The following is a 13,518-nucleotide window of genomic DNA, read 5'->3' on the forward strand; positions in this document are numbered from 1 at the left end:
GCCGGAACTGCCCTTGGGGCTTCCGTTTTGCGCGGTCTCAGAAAGAACAAGAGAGTAGGACAGTTACCCATAAGGAAGCGTGCTAACTGCCATGCCTGGGGAAACAGGACCGGATCAGTTGAAACAAGACAAGGGGAGAGCATAGGCATGATCGACCTGCAGGACCCCGCTCTCAGGGAGCAATTGCGGCGCAGGACCCCGGAGGGTCGCTATGTGATCAGCGAAGCCGAGCTGGTGCTGGCGATCCGCGCCTGTAAGGCTCGGGGGGAGAGTGAGCGTGTCCAGCTCCTCAGCGAGGAGCTGGTTGAGCGCTGCGCGCCGGAGTTCCAGCGGCGCACCCAGGGGCTGCGTCACCGGCCCGAGCTGCGCGAGGAAGCGATTGCCAACATGTTCGAGCATCTCCTGCGCGAGGCCCTGGATCCACAAGAGCTGTTTATGACCCAGAATTTCCCACACTATTTGCGCTGTCTCTGTGCCGATGAGTTTATGCGCGTTCTGCGTCAGGAAGGGCTACATTATCGGCGCGATAGCGAGGGGCGTCCGCTGGGGCAGCCTCAGCACATCCCGCGTGCCCTGGTGGAGTCGCTCCAGGCCAGTCCCTCGGAAGAGGAAGGGTCGCCCGGCGCCGACGTGGCGGATCCCCAGGATGCCTATGAGCGCCTGCATGCCGTTGAGGAGAGCATGCGCATTCTCACCTATCTCTCGGATCCGCTCGATCGGAAGATCATGGTGCTGCGCGTCTTCCAGAGCTTGAAGTGGGACGACATCGCGCAGCTTTGTCAGCGAACTGAGCGCACGGTGCGCCTGCGCTACGAGAAGGCCCGGGCCTATCTGCGGGCCTGCCTTGATCGCGAGCAGGGGCAGGATGCGACTCAGGTGCGTCAGCAGCCCCATCAGCGACGACCAGCGCAGCATACACCCACGACTCAGGGGCAGAACCAGCAAAGGTGAGGAGGCGTCAACTATGGCTAGTATGGACAGCCAGACGATTCAGCAGCTCAAGATGGCCTGGCTGGCCGCCGAGGAACGCGGCGATAAACAAGCGCAAATTGCACTCTTGCGCGCACATCCCGAGGCCCAGGAAGCCCTGATCGATTTCATCGCAGCCTACCGCGCTACGGCGCTTGAGCAAGAAACTGGCGCGCCTGCCTCGCCCGCGGCAGCGCCGCTGCTGCCTTTAACGGAGCGCGCCCGGCGGCGGGCCTGGGAGCGTGTTTTCGGTTCCAGCCAGCCCGGCACGGTTACCGATGCTCAGGCTATGCCCGCGCTAACTTCCGTCAAAACGCTGCGCGAGCTGCGCCAGCGGCATCGGCTGAGCCTGGTCGAGGCGGCCCGTGGTCTGCGCCTGGGTGTCGACGTCTGGAAAAAGTTTGAAGATGGCCTGATCGACCTCTTCAGTCTCAGCGCCCGCCAGCTTGAGCGACTGGCCAGCTTCTTCAACATCAGCCCACAGCAATTCGGCGAGCTGCTCTGCAACAGCCAGCCAACGCTGGCGCTCAATCGAAGGCAGACGGGCGAGGCGGCCCGTCGGCAGCGGCAGGAGGTACCCAGCAAACAGAGCCTGGCCGAGGCCATCGCCCGCAGCGACATGAGCGATGAAGAGAAGCGCCTCTGGTTAGAGGAGTAGCCTTGCCGCTGCTCTCCTGCCCCTTCTCCTCGTGGATGCTGGCGGGACCGCTCTAGCTTGCTCCCTGCGAAGACTCGGGCCGGAGCGGGAGCCTGGACGGCACGGATTCCTGATGAGCGCGGGAGCGCGGCGGAGGTTGGCGCAGTGCATAGCCCAGGTAGCGCAGGCCCAAATAGCGACCGAGGCTCTGGGCCAGAGCACCCTTAGCCGAGCCACGCGGGGAAAAGCCGCGGATCTCGCCGGGTTGCAGGCCATAGGCGCGCAGCAGGAAAATCAACTCCCGCGGACGCAGACAGTGGCGGGCATCGGCAACCCTCTCGGCTGCCAGAACCGCTGACCAGCGCTTTCCCAGCCAGTTCCAGAGCAGGCGCAAGAGCCAGCCGCCCCTCTGCGCCTCAAAGACCAGCAGCCCCCCAGGGGCCAGGACACGCGCCATTTCAGCAACAGCCGCCCGCAGGTCCTCAGCCTGGGTCAGCGCCTGCAGAGAGACCACCAGCGAGAAGGAACCGCTTGCAAAGGGCAGAGCCTCGGCTCGTCCTTGAACGTAGGCAATCACGTGTCCCAGAGCGACCTCCTCGGCGTGGCGCCGGGCCTGGGCCAGCATCGCCGGCGAGTCGTCCAGGCCCAAAACAATTGCTCCCCGTCGCGCCAGCTCCTCGCAGAGCTGGCCCTGACCGCAGCCCACAACAAGGATCTCCTCCTGTCCTAAAGCCTGCCTCCCATAGAGGCGTGCCGCCACTGCCTCCACATAGTCGCCGCGTACCTTCGTGAGCTGTGGCTGCCGCTCGCGCGGGTGAGCAGCGGAAAAAATCACCGTTTGCCAGCGTTTTACGGTAGGCATACCAGCTTTCTCCTCCATGAGACCATGAGCGATGCTCATCGATTATATAGTAATAGGAATGGTCGCTTTTCGTCGGAGAGTTGTACAGAAAAGGGAGTATCCTTACAACGAGTGCAAACAGAGCCGGGAAAGATGGTATAATAGGGCGACTGATTACGCGATTGGTGGAGAGAGGAACCTGTTCCTATGGCTATGTTTGAAAGTCTCTCGAAACGCCTTGAAGGAATTTTCAGCGGTTTAAGTGGCAAGGGGAAACTGACCGAGGCCGATGTCAACGAGGCCATGCGTGAGGTGCGCCTGGCCCTGCTCGAAGCTGATGTCAACCTGCGTGTGGTGCGCCAGTTTGTCGAGCGTGTCCGGGCCAAAGCCATTGGCGCGGAGGTTTTGGGGAGCTTCTCGCCGGCCCAGCAAGTTCTGCAGATAGTGCATGAGGAACTCATAGACATGCTGGGAGGTGAAGGCAATCAGAATCGGCTGGACCTGGGAGGCCCGCCGCCCAACGTCATCATGCTCGTCGGGCTGCAAGGCTCGGGCAAGACTACCACGGCGGCCAAGCTAGCCAACTATCTGCGCAAGGAGGGCCAGCGCCCGCTGCTGGTCGCCGCTGACATGTACCGGCCAGCCGCCGTGCGCCAGCTTCAGACGCTGGGCAAGCAGCTCTCGATTCCAGTCTATGCCGAGCCAATGGGGGCCAATCCGGTCGACATCTGCGCCCATGCTGTGGACTACGCCCGCGAGCAGGCTGCCTCTGTCGTTATTCTGGATACCGCCGGGCGCCTCAACATCGATGAGCAGATGATGCAGGAGGTCATCGCCATTCGCAGGCGTGTCCAGCCCCGTGAGGTGCTGCTGGTAGCCGACGCCATGACTGGTCAGGAAGCGGTGCGCGTGGCCAGCGACTTCAACCAGGCGGTGGCCCTGACGGGCATGATCCTGACCAAGATGGACGGCGATGCCCGCGGCGGCGCGGCCCTCTCGATCCGGGCGGTCACAGGGGTACCCATTAAGTTTTTGGGCGTCGGCGAAAAGACGGATGCTCTGGAACCGTTTTACCCGGACCGTTTGGCTTCGCGTATACTGGGAATGGGCGATGTCCTGACCCTCATCGAGCGAGCGCAGGAGGCCATTGATCAACAGGAAGCTCTCCAGACGCAGGCCCGCTTACAGCAGGGGCAGTTTGACCTGGAGGACTTCCTCAAGGCCATGCGCCAGCTCAAGCGCATGGGACCGCTGCGTTCCATCCTGGAGATGCTGCCCGGCTTCAACAAGCTGGCTGCTCTGCCCGAGATGGATGAGGCCCTGGAGGGCGATCCCTTGAAGCATATCGAGGCGATCATCCTCTCGATGACGCCCGAGGAACGACGCAATCCCGATATCATCAACGGCAGCCGACGCCGACGGATTGCGCGCGGCAGCGGCACCAGCGTGCAAGAGGTCAACCAGCTCCTCGCCCAGTTCAGCGAGACGCGTACCATGCTGCGCCAGCTCGCGAGCGGGAAAGGTCCCTGGGCCCGCTTGCTACGCCAGTACGCCAGCGATGGCGCTGGCCTGACCTCAGGACTGCCCGGTATGCCGGCTGCTCCGGCGATCCCTCAGCTCAATCCTGGCGAGAAGAAGACCGGCAAGGCTGCCCGTAAAGAACGGAAAAAGCAGAAGGCCAAGCAGAAAAAGAGGAGGTAACTCTATGCCGGCCAGACCCCAGCCCCGTGCCCGTCCACCCGCGTCAGGCGCGCTGCTCTTGCTGAGCTTGATGCTTCTGTTGCTGCTCATGAGTGCCTGCGGCGGCGACTCTCAGGCCCGCCAGCAGGCCAGCCAGAGCAAGGATCAGCTCGATCGCTTGCTGCGCTACGCGCTCTCTATCGGTGTGCCCGCCAGTTTACTTCAACCAATCCAAAAGCAGGAGGCCATTCTTAATAGCAGCTCCCCCCCGTTTTCTCCATTCGACGATCGGCCAGCCACTGCCTATTATACTCGCTTGTCTGATCAATACAAGCATTTGCAAGAACAAACTCAACAAATTATTAATAGCGCTACTGAGCAATTTCAAGCGCGAGCCCAGCAGGACATGCAGAATTTCCAGGACGCTCTCACGGCTCGCCGCGTTGATGGTTTTGGCAATCTTTCCTTCTTTACGCAGCAATATCAGCAAGATCAAAATCTTATGGCCGCCGCCCGTTATCCGCGCGACTACGCCGCCATTAGCCGGGATGCCCAGACGCATACCCAGGCTTTAAATCTCATGAAGACGACCCATGATCGTCTAACGGCCTTGCAGACTACCATTAAACAACTGCAGAGTGCCAGGATCGATGTCACGGCCATGCAGGCCCAGTACCAGGACGATCTGCAGAGCTTCAACCAGGCTGTCAAGCCGGCGGACTTCCTACACCTGCAGAGTCTGATCAATGCCCAGTACGAGCTGGCGGTGGTCAATTCTATTCAGGCCGTCCCCTATGTTGGCAGTGCCAAACTCAATGCCTTTAAAGCCCAGCTTGATGACCTCAAGAAGTATGGCGTTGATGCCAGTGCCTATCAGCAGCGCTACAATGCCGATAAGGCGGCGATGGAGCGGGCCACCACCCTGGAGCAGTACCTGGCTGTCTCCCGTCAGATCGACGCTGACATGGCTGCCATGTATCCCGATCTTGTGCGAGGTCAGGCCTACTGGCTGGTGAACGAGATCGATCGCCAGGCGCGTGCCTGGGGGAAAGCGCATCTCTATCACGATAAATTTGATGGAAACAATTATATACTCGATGCGGGCTACACCCTTGACGGCATTGGCTACTGGCTCAACCGTGAGCTGAGCTGGACCTATACCACCGAGGACTATCAGGCGGTTGTAGATGAGGAACAGAACGAACTATTCAATCTCCACATGATGGAGCAGAACTACAACGACCCCACGCCGTACAACAAAGTTCACCAGACCGACCTGCAGATCCTCGATCACTATCGCCTGCGCGGCTCCCAGGTCCTGATGGTCTCCTTCACCGAGCAGGCCATGCGCATCTATGATCATGGCAAGCTTGTCAACGCCTTCCTGGTCACCACGGGTCGGGTTGAGCGTCCGGCTCTACCCGGAGTCTGGCCGACGCAGAACCGCGAATCGCCGACACAGTTCAAGTCGAGCGATCCCCCAGGCTCACCCTACTACTATCCTCCTACCAAGATCAACTATGCTATTCTCTACCACTGGGGAGGCTTCTTCGTCCACGATGCCTGGTGGCGCGTCGACTTCGGTCCCGGCACGCAGTTCCCCCATTATGACCGTGGTGGCGACGAGAGCTTCGCAGGCAACGGCAGTCATGGCTGCGTCAACGTCCAGGAAGACCAGATGGCCTGGCTCTACGGTCACACCGATTGGAACACCGTTATCGTGATCTATTGAGTGTCTCTCTGGCGGAGCAAGGAGAGCACTCCTGTCAGAAAGCGGCGCTGCTCTGGATTCACCAGAGCAGCGCCCTGTAGTGGAGCGATCGATAGCCACGATGGTCAGCCAGACGAGAGCTGACCTGACCATCACAGGCTTGCCCCTCTGATTACTCCTGCTCAGGCCACGTCTTCGCTCTCGCCAGTGCTCTCCCCGGCCTGCCCGGAAGCGGAAGGCAGGGGTGGCAAGAGATCGGGTCGCACCCGTGGCAGGCGGAGATAGAGATCGGCCCCGTTCAGGGGATGGCGCCAGCTATGGGCGGCGCGCAAGTCCTGCAGAAAATCGCGCTGCAGATCGACCCCCAGGGCCTGCCAGAAGAGACTGATGGCGCGCCGGGCAAAGGCCAGGGCGTTGCGCGGCTCAATGCGATCCAGGTCCTCAAAGAAGAAGGCGCAGCTTGTGAAGCTACACAGCAGGTAATACTCGGCCTCCAGCAGCAACAAAGTGCGGCGGCGTTTTTCGGAGCTGACGACCTTCCCGCCGGAACCGGCGGGCCGGGCGAACTCCTCCCAGAAGCTATCGGGAGAGCGCCAGCCATTGCGCAGGGCCAGATAGCTGTTGCGGGCCGCCCAGGGATCGCGCAGCACCTCCCCGGCGGCCCGCTCGAAAAGCTGATCGCCGCGGGCCGCCAGGCGATTGAGCGCCTGCCGCAAGGCTCCTTTCCAGTCACTACGCCCTTCGGTGCATGGGCAGCCGCGGGCCCAGCGATCAACGCCGTGGAAACAGCTCCACGATGTGGGGGTACGCAGCGTCACCTCGCGCCTTGGCGGATGCAGACGCAGGTAGCGCTCCAGCGTGCATAGCTGGAAGCCTGCCGCCTCAGCGCTATAGCGGACCAGGCGTGTCAGAAACTTATCGCGCCAGATCCAGTGATGGCCATAGAGTTCGCCATCGGTGGCGATCAGGAGCAACTGTGGCTCTTGCCGTTCCAGCTTCTCCGCTGCCAGATGAGCGGGCAGAATAGAGGCCGCAAAGTGATCGGCGTTCCCCGTCACGTTGCCATCGAACGAGACCGCCCCTGACAGCGGGGCATGGTAGAAGAAGACTGTTATGCTGCGACCTGCCGGTAGGCGCACCAGGTAAGGCTCCGTCACATCCACCGGACCGGCGGCCTGCCAGGGAGCCAGCACAGTGAAGGCGATCCCGCAGCGCGCCAGCAGATCGAGCGTTTCCATATCCACCGCCGTCTCAGGTAGCCACATCCCCAGGGCCTCGCGACCGTAGCGCTGACGGAAATCCTCCAGGCCCCAAACGATCTGCGTATACTTATCGCGGCTATTGGCCAGGGGGAGGATCACATGGTGGTAGGGGTGGGCCAGAGCGTTGCCGGCGCCGTAGCGTGCGCGGTGCAGTCGATCGGCCTCAATGATGGTTCGATAGACCGTAGGATGATGGTCGGCCAGCCAGGAAGCCAGGGTCGGCCCCAGGTCGTAGCTTATCAGCTCGAAATTGCCGGCCTCGGCGTTCGGGCGGTAGCACTCCGCCGTGATCTTCTCATTGAAATTGGCAAAGGGAGCGGCCTCGACCTCGGCGGGAATGGCGCCGGTGAAAGGGTCCTCGCGCGGGGGTTGATAGAAGTGCCCGTGGAGGCAGAGGAAGAGAGGCGCGGCGCCGGGAGTCGCGGCCTCGCTCACCGCTTGCTGTTCAAGCATAGACAAACGAACCTTCTCACCTGCTCACTAGAGTTAGCTGCTTGCTGCGCGGCCAGCCTCCGCCTCTACCTGCGACGCTGCTTCTCTGCGCGCAACCTGGCTAACCCGTGGCATAGAGTATACGAACGCCGGAGGAAGAGCGTTCCAACCTCCTGCCACGTTGGCCAGACAGCCAACCGACCAGGGGAGGGGCCGCGGCAGCAGCCTGGCTTATCCTGGTCCAGCTCTTCTCTTGCCTTTGCCTTAGCCTCCATCAGGGAGGGGCGAAGCCGATCCGGAGGCTGGCTTGCTTCAGGCCGAGCGGGACTGGGTGCTCATCAAGAACTCCTCGTAGGCCTGGCGCAGCTTCGGATAACGCAGCAGAAAGACGCCGGCGTACTCCTGCGTCAGCGGGCGAGGCTGGCGGATCAGACGCATATTGGCCTCTTTGAGGAGGCGGTTGCCTTTCTTGCTATTGCAGGCCCTGCAGGAAGTCACCAGATTCTCCCAGGTGCTCTTGCCGCCGCGCGAGCGCGGGATCACATGATCGAGGGTCAGCTCGCGGGTGCGCTTGCCGCAGTACTGACAGGTTTCCTCGTCGCGCAGAAAGATATTGGCCCGCGTAGGCTGGAGGGCGACGCGCGGGACGCGGACATTGGCGAGCAACTGCACGATCACGGGCCGCTCGTGGTCGAGGCGGCGGGCCTGAATATTCTCCTCAATGGCCTTGCGAACCTCGTCGTCCAGGAAAGTCACCTTCTTCTTCGACAGCAGGACGACCAGACGACGCTCTGAGATGACCGAGAGAGGCTGAAAGGAAGAGTTCAGAACTAAGACAGGCATGAATAGCTTTCCTTCCTCTCTGTCAGAGCTGAACCACCGGGCAGACAGCGAGGAGGAAGCCGAACGGGGGCTAGAGGAGGAGAGAGGCCAGGGCCTCACCTCTCGTCAGCTTCTCATCGCCGCCTGCGTTGCTCACCGATTGGACAAGGAGACGGGCGTTGACGTTGCACGATCAGGCAGGGGCTGGGCGGACCACCGACCTGCTCGCTGAGGGGCTGGCTGACCACCATCGTCCGGAAGGCCACCTGCGAGCTGGAGACGGGCCGGGGAAGGGAGCTGGTAGATAAGGCGCTGCCCATATCCCAGGTCTGGGCCTTGCTCAGGCGATGACCAACGGTGATCAACTGCTCCATCCTCTGGCGGGTCGGACCGGCAGTCGAGCCTGACCAAACCTCAGCCGACCGTCGAGCTAGCCGGCTGCTGGGCCGGCCAGGTAACAAACTAACGAGAGATGAGCTCCAGGAAGAGAAAGTGTCAACTTGGTCGGGGTGAGAGGACTCGAACCTCCGACCTCAGCGTCCCGAACGCTGCGCGCTAGCCACTGCGCTACACCCCGCTAAACCGACTCGTGCAAGTTCTTCGCCGGTCTCGCTCGTTTGCTCTGCTCGGTTATTCCCCTTCTGCGCAATCGATGAGGCGAAACGAACATCCTACGAGCAACAGCACCAGCCTGAGCTGGTGGCGAGGCAGTGCGGAAACGGTGCCCTACAGGACGCTGCTGTTATGGCTCTTAGCGAGCGGTCTGCAGGCGCGGACGTTCTCGCGTGCCTCTTGTCGTTGCATAGTATAGCACAGGCGGTCTCGGCTTGGCAATAGGCTGGCTGGGTGGGTGAAAAGAAAAGAAAAGATAGGGTGGGCAGGCTTGGGACTGTCAGCCGGGGGCCTCCTCGCTGGTGGTGGGGCCGATGGCCGTCTCTGGCCTGGGGATATCGCAGGAAGGAGCGCCGATCTGGCTGCCAGGCGGCGCCGCTGCGCCCGGGGTGGATCGGACCTGAGGGTGGGGGGCCGCAGCCTGAACTTGCTCCTCGGCCTCCTCGATCAGGCTACCGTCGGGTCGCTCGTAGATGGTTCCTCTCAGAGACGAATAGCCGATCGTGAAGCCGCCGGGCACGTGGCGCAGGCGCTCCCAGTAGACCGGAAAGTCGGCTTGCCGGATAAACTCCTCGATCTGACGGCGCACATCGTCCTCATCAACGGCGTAGAACTGCTGGAGGTACAGGGCCGAGTCGCCCCGGTTGTATTCAAAGAGCCAGAGACTCTTCTTAATGAGCTTCCCTTCTTCTTCCATCATCTTGCTCCTTGTCGTTCGCTGTCTACTCCCCTTGCTGTGGTGTCCGCTCAGTCACATCACAGCTCTCCCTCTATAGTAGCCGTTTTTCGCGCGTCTTTGAAGATAGGATTGATACCATGCCAATAGAATGATCGGTCAGCCCCCACCGTGGGGGGCAATGGGGGGGGATCAGCCGCGGCCGCGGCAGAGCGCCACAGAGCGAGGTTGACGCTCTCCCGCCAGAAGTGCTAGAATATATCCTAGTGAGCAGGTCGGATTAAGAGCAACCTGCGTAGGAGCGATGAAAGCGAGGAATCAGTATTCCCCACGGGGCGAGAAAGGAGCGAGCCATGATACTCAGGGTTTCGACAAAAGGCGAGTATGGCGTACGCCTCATGGTTGATCTGGCTCGCCACTATTACAGCTCGCGCCCGCGATCATTGACCGACATTGCCCAGGCCGAGCAATTATCTCTGGCCTATCTGGAGCAGCTTGTGAAGCTTCTGCGCGAAGCTGAGCCGCCGCTGGTGGTCAGCACGCGCGGGGCGCACGGTGGCTATCGGCTGAGTCGCCCGCCGGAGGAGATCACGATGGGGGAGATCGTGCGGGTGTTGGAAGGTCCGATCGCGCCCATGATCTGCGCGACGGAAGGGGAGATGACCCAGGTCTGCAGCCTGCTGGACTCCTGCAAGACGAAGTTCCTCTGGGCCAGAGTGCGCGATGCCGTTGCCCAGACGCTGGACTCGATCACTCTCGCCGATCTGGTGGGCGTCTCTGAGCAGGAGACGCAGAACGCTCCGACGCACTTTATCTCCATCTCGGATATCCGCGTGGCTCCATCTTCGGCGCTGTGAGCTGGACTGAGACGGAGTCGCTAGTTCGAAGTCCGGAGATGAAAGCGGTGAGGGCCTGCCGGTGAGGCGAGGGGCTGGCGGTGGTTGAGGGAGCTGGGCTGAGGGCGGGAAGGGCTGGTGCTCGGAGCGATCGCGGGCGGCACAACCCGCTGCCGGTTGTGGCCCTGGTGACATAGACAGGCAGACAGGCTGATGAGCGAACAGCTCGCCTTCCCTCGCCTTCCCTGACCGCTGGTGGGGGAAGCCGAAAGAGCCGGGTCGGACCCTGGCGGAGCGGGTGCGCCAGGCGAGCGATCTCTCTCTCGCCGCCGACCGGGAGCGCTGCCGTTCAACCAGCAACTCAGGCCGCTTCTCGAGCGGCTCGCTGGTTCGGGCAGGCCACCTTCCTGCCAGCTTCGCCTTTGTGTCTGGCTCTGCTCCGACTCTGCCCGTTCAACGCTGCTGAGAACAAACAGGAAGCTCTGGCTATCAGGCTGAGGTAGCTTTATCTCAAGCTCTTCTTCCAAGGAGGATGGTTTTCGCTAATGGCTTCAGAATTGGTTATCAAGAATCTTCACGCCAGCATTGAGGGCAAGCCCATTTTGCGCGGCGTTGACCTGGTGGTGCGGCAGGGCGAGGTCCATGCCCTGATGGGCCCCAATGGCTCAGGCAAGAGTACCCTGGCCAACGTGATTATGGGCAACCCCAAGTACGAGGTCACCGACGGGGAGATCTGGTTTAAGGGAGAGAATATCCTCGAATATTCCCCGGACCGCCGTGCTCGCATGGGCCTCTTCCTGGCGTTCCAATATCCGATGGCGATCCCGGGCGTGAGTGTGGCAAACTTTTTGCGTCGCGCGCTGGAGGCTGTGCGCGAAGGCCCCAGGCCCGTTGGTGAGGAAACCCCCAGCGGCAGGCCGGCCTCGCGTAAGACCATCCCCCCCGCCGAGTTTCGCAATTTGCTGCGCGAAAAGATGAAGCTGCTCAAGGTCGATAACAGCTTTATCAACCGCTCGATCAACGATGGCTTCTCCGGGGGCGAGAAGAAGCGCGCCGAGATCCTGCAGATGGCTCTGCTGGAGCCGGAGATCGCCATGATGGATGAGACCGACTCGGGCCTCGATATCGATGCCCTTAAGATCGTCTCCGATAGCGTCAACGCCCTCCGTGGTCCTAAGCTGGGTCTGCTGGTAATCACCCACTATCAGCGTATCCTCAACTATATCGTGCCCGATTTCGTTCATGTGATGTTCGACGGGCGCATTGTGCGCTCCGGCGGCAAGGAGCTGGCTCTGGAGCTGGAGGAGAAAGGGTACGAGTGGCTCCGTCCCGAGGGGAGCGAGGTGGGCGTCAATGACTGAGGCTCTGGCTACAACCGGCTTTTCCCGCGAGGCTGTCATCGCGCTTTCGCGCCACAAGGGTGAGCCTGAGTGGATGCTGCAGAAGCGCCTGGAAGCCTGGGAGATCTATGAGCAGACACCGGCCCCTCTGGGGCGGCGCGGCGATCTGGGAACGCTGCAGCGGCTGGCTCGTTTCCACTTCGAGGAGCTGCGTTCCTATCTGCCTGCCGATGGCAACGGGGCGCTGCCGGCTCCCATTGAGGAGGGGCTGCGCGATGCCCTGGTCGGTTCGGCTGAGCGCTCGGGCCTGGTGCTGCAGCGCAACAGCTCGGTGGTGCGGGTGGAGCTGTCCGATGAACTGAAGAGCCGCGGGGTGATTCTGACCGACCTCGATACGGCGGTGCGCGAGCATGGCGATCTGGTGCAGCGCTACTTTATGACCCAGGCTGTGCCGCTGGCCACCGATAAGTATACGGCCCTGCATGCCGCTTTCTGGAGCGGCGGAGTCTTCCTCTACATTCCTAGCGGCGTGGAGATCGAGGAGCCAATCCTGGCCCAGATCTGGCTCGATTCGCCCTCGGCGGCAGCTTTTGCCCACACCCTGATTATTGCCGATGAGCTGAGCAGCGCCCGCTATGTAGAGGAGTATGCTTCGGCCTTCGAGGGCGAGCAGCCTTCTCTGCTGAGCGCGGTGGTCGAGGTCTTTACGAAGAATGGGGCTCGCATTGAGTTCACCAGCCTCCAGGACCTGGGCCGCAATGTCTGGAGCGTGATGCATAAGAATTCGATCCATGAGGCCGATAGCAGCGTCTCCTGGGTAATGGCCGATCTGGGGAGCCGCCTGACGTTCTCGAACATCGGCTCGAATCTGGTCGGCAACGGCAGCGCTGCTGAGCTGGTGGGCGTCTTCTTCAGCGACCAGGATCAGCGCTTTGTGATTAAGAGTCTCTCGAATCATGTCGGCCTGTCGACCAATGCGGAGACGCTGGTACACGGGGCGCTGACCGATGAGTCGCGCGTGGAGTTCGATGGGATGATCCGCGTCCAGCCGGGGGCTCAGCAAACGGCCTCCTTCTTGTCGGAGCATAATCTGCTGCTGAGCAAGCATTGTCGGGCGGAGGCGATCCCTGGCCTGGAGATCGGTGCCAACGAGGTGAGCGCCAGCCACGGGGCGACCACCGGCCAGATCGATGAGGAGCAGCTCTTCTACTTGATGGCTCGTGGCCTGCCCAAGGATGAGGCCGAGCGCATCATTGTCCAGGGCTTCTTTGAGCCGGTGCTGCAGCGCATCTCGCTCGATAGTTTGCGCACGCGCCTGCGCCGCAATATTGTGCGCCGCATGCGCGGCGGCCACGAGTCCGAGGCCGATTGGCTCGAGGCTCAGGAGCGCTGGGAGATCGAAGGCGTCGATGAGGGCGCGGTCAGCTTCGATCGCCCTTCGGAAGAGGAGGAGATCCGTCTGCTGCCGGAGTAGGCTGGCCTGCGACCGCGCGCAAGCAGGGCGGCGCCTACCTGTGACCCCCCTGCTGGCCAGGCCAGGGACGGAGGAAGCGAGCCTTGCTCGCGGCTCCTCCTCTTCTTTCTTTCTTTCTTGTCTTGCTGGCCTGCCCTCGGTCGCGCTAGGGCGTCCGCCCGCGCGGCCAGCCGAGGCCGCCTCCTGTCCGCCCTGCCTGGTGGCAGCGCTGGAGTTGCTCGCTTGC

Annotated in this window: 12 protein-coding genes and 1 tRNA gene; 7 read left to right on the plus strand and 6 right to left on the minus strand. The window is 61.9% G+C overall.

Going from position 1 to position 13,518, the window contains the following annotated elements:
* The first annotated feature begins 147 nt into the window (after positions 1-147).
* Both ACFMO7_RS10280 and ACFMO7_RS10285 read left to right on the plus strand, forming a co-directional pair.
* A complete protein-coding gene (locus ACFMO7_RS10280) occupies positions 148-951 on the plus strand; it encodes a sigma factor-like helix-turn-helix DNA-binding protein (protein WP_376795398.1) in 804 nt (267 codons plus the stop codon).
* 13 nt (positions 952-964) lie between these two features.
* Complete coding sequence (locus ACFMO7_RS10285; protein WP_376795399.1) at positions 965-1,627, plus strand: helix-turn-helix domain-containing protein; 663 nt, start codon at positions 965-967, stop codon at positions 1,625-1,627.
* A gap of 52 nt (positions 1,628-1,679) precedes the next feature.
* Here the strand turns inward: ACFMO7_RS10285 and ACFMO7_RS10290 are convergent, their stop codons facing one another.
* Positions 1,680-2,468 (minus strand): class I SAM-dependent methyltransferase, encoded by a 789-nt coding sequence (locus tag ACFMO7_RS10290; protein ID WP_376795400.1) that lies wholly within the window; start codon positions 2,466-2,468, stop codon positions 1,680-1,682.
* 192 nt (positions 2,469-2,660) lie between these two features.
* On the opposite strand from ACFMO7_RS10290, the gene ffh reads away from it, so the two are divergent.
* Together ffh and ACFMO7_RS10300 are read left to right on the plus strand one after the other, a co-directional pair.
* Positions 2,661-4,148, plus strand: a complete 1,488-nt coding sequence (gene ffh / locus ACFMO7_RS10295; protein WP_376795465.1) for a signal recognition particle protein — start codon at positions 2,661-2,663, stop codon at positions 4,146-4,148.
* A gap of 4 nt (positions 4,149-4,152) precedes the next feature.
* Positions 4,153-5,859 carry a L,D-transpeptidase family protein gene (locus tag ACFMO7_RS10300; protein ID WP_376795401.1) on the plus strand — a complete coding sequence of 569 codons (1,707 nt, stop codon included), beginning with the start codon at positions 4,153-4,155 and terminating at the stop codon, positions 5,857-5,859.
* Between the two features lie 161 nt (positions 5,860-6,020).
* Here ACFMO7_RS10300 and ACFMO7_RS10305 read toward each other — a convergent pair whose 3' ends face one another.
* The 5 genes from ACFMO7_RS10305 to ACFMO7_RS10325 form a co-directional block, all read right to left on the minus strand.
* The gene (locus tag ACFMO7_RS10305; RefSeq protein WP_376795402.1) at positions 6,021-7,553 is read right to left on the minus strand and encodes a DUF3536 domain-containing protein; all 1,533 of its coding nucleotides are present in this window, start codon (positions 7,551-7,553) and stop codon (positions 6,021-6,023) included.
* A gap of 291 nt (positions 7,554-7,844) precedes the next feature.
* Entirely contained in the window at positions 7,845-8,375 is a 531-nt protein-coding gene (locus tag ACFMO7_RS10310; protein WP_376795403.1) for an HNH endonuclease, read from the minus strand.
* 113 nt (positions 8,376-8,488) lie between these two features.
* Entirely contained in the window at positions 8,489-8,719 is a 231-nt protein-coding gene (locus tag ACFMO7_RS10315) for a hypothetical protein (protein ID WP_376795404.1), read from the minus strand.
* Positions 8,720-8,855: 136 nt separating this feature from the next.
* Positions 8,856-8,931: transfer RNA gene (locus ACFMO7_RS10320), tRNA-Pro, on the minus strand.
* A gap of 315 nt (positions 8,932-9,246) precedes the next feature.
* On the minus strand, positions 9,247-9,666 hold the full coding sequence (locus ACFMO7_RS10325; protein WP_376795405.1) for a hypothetical protein: 420 nt from the start codon (positions 9,664-9,666) through the stop codon (positions 9,247-9,249).
* Between the two features lie 329 nt (positions 9,667-9,995).
* Here ACFMO7_RS10325 and ACFMO7_RS10330 point away from each other — a divergent pair, with 329 nt between their 5' ends.
* The 3 genes from ACFMO7_RS10330 (at position 9,996) to sufD (ending at position 13,292) form a co-directional block, all read left to right on the plus strand.
* Complete coding sequence (locus ACFMO7_RS10330; RefSeq protein WP_376795406.1) at positions 9,996-10,499, plus strand: RrF2 family transcriptional regulator; 504 nt, start codon at positions 9,996-9,998, stop codon at positions 10,497-10,499.
* A gap of 524 nt (positions 10,500-11,023) precedes the next feature.
* The gene (gene sufC / locus ACFMO7_RS10335) at positions 11,024-11,839 is read left to right on the plus strand and encodes a Fe-S cluster assembly ATPase SufC (protein ID WP_376795407.1); all 816 of its coding nucleotides are present in this window, start codon (positions 11,024-11,026) and stop codon (positions 11,837-11,839) included.
* Positions 11,832-13,292 (plus strand): Fe-S cluster assembly protein SufD, encoded by a 1,461-nt coding sequence (sufD, locus tag ACFMO7_RS10340; protein WP_376795408.1) that lies wholly within the window; start codon positions 11,832-11,834, stop codon positions 13,290-13,292. The genes sufC and sufD overlap by 8 nt, the downstream gene beginning before the upstream one ends.
* The last annotated feature ends 226 nt before the right edge of the window (positions 13,293-13,518 follow it).

The sequence above is a fragment of the Thermogemmatispora sp. genome, assembly GCF_042408735.1.
Lineage (GTDB): Bacteria > Chloroflexota > Ktedonobacteria > Ktedonobacterales > Ktedonobacteraceae > Thermogemmatispora.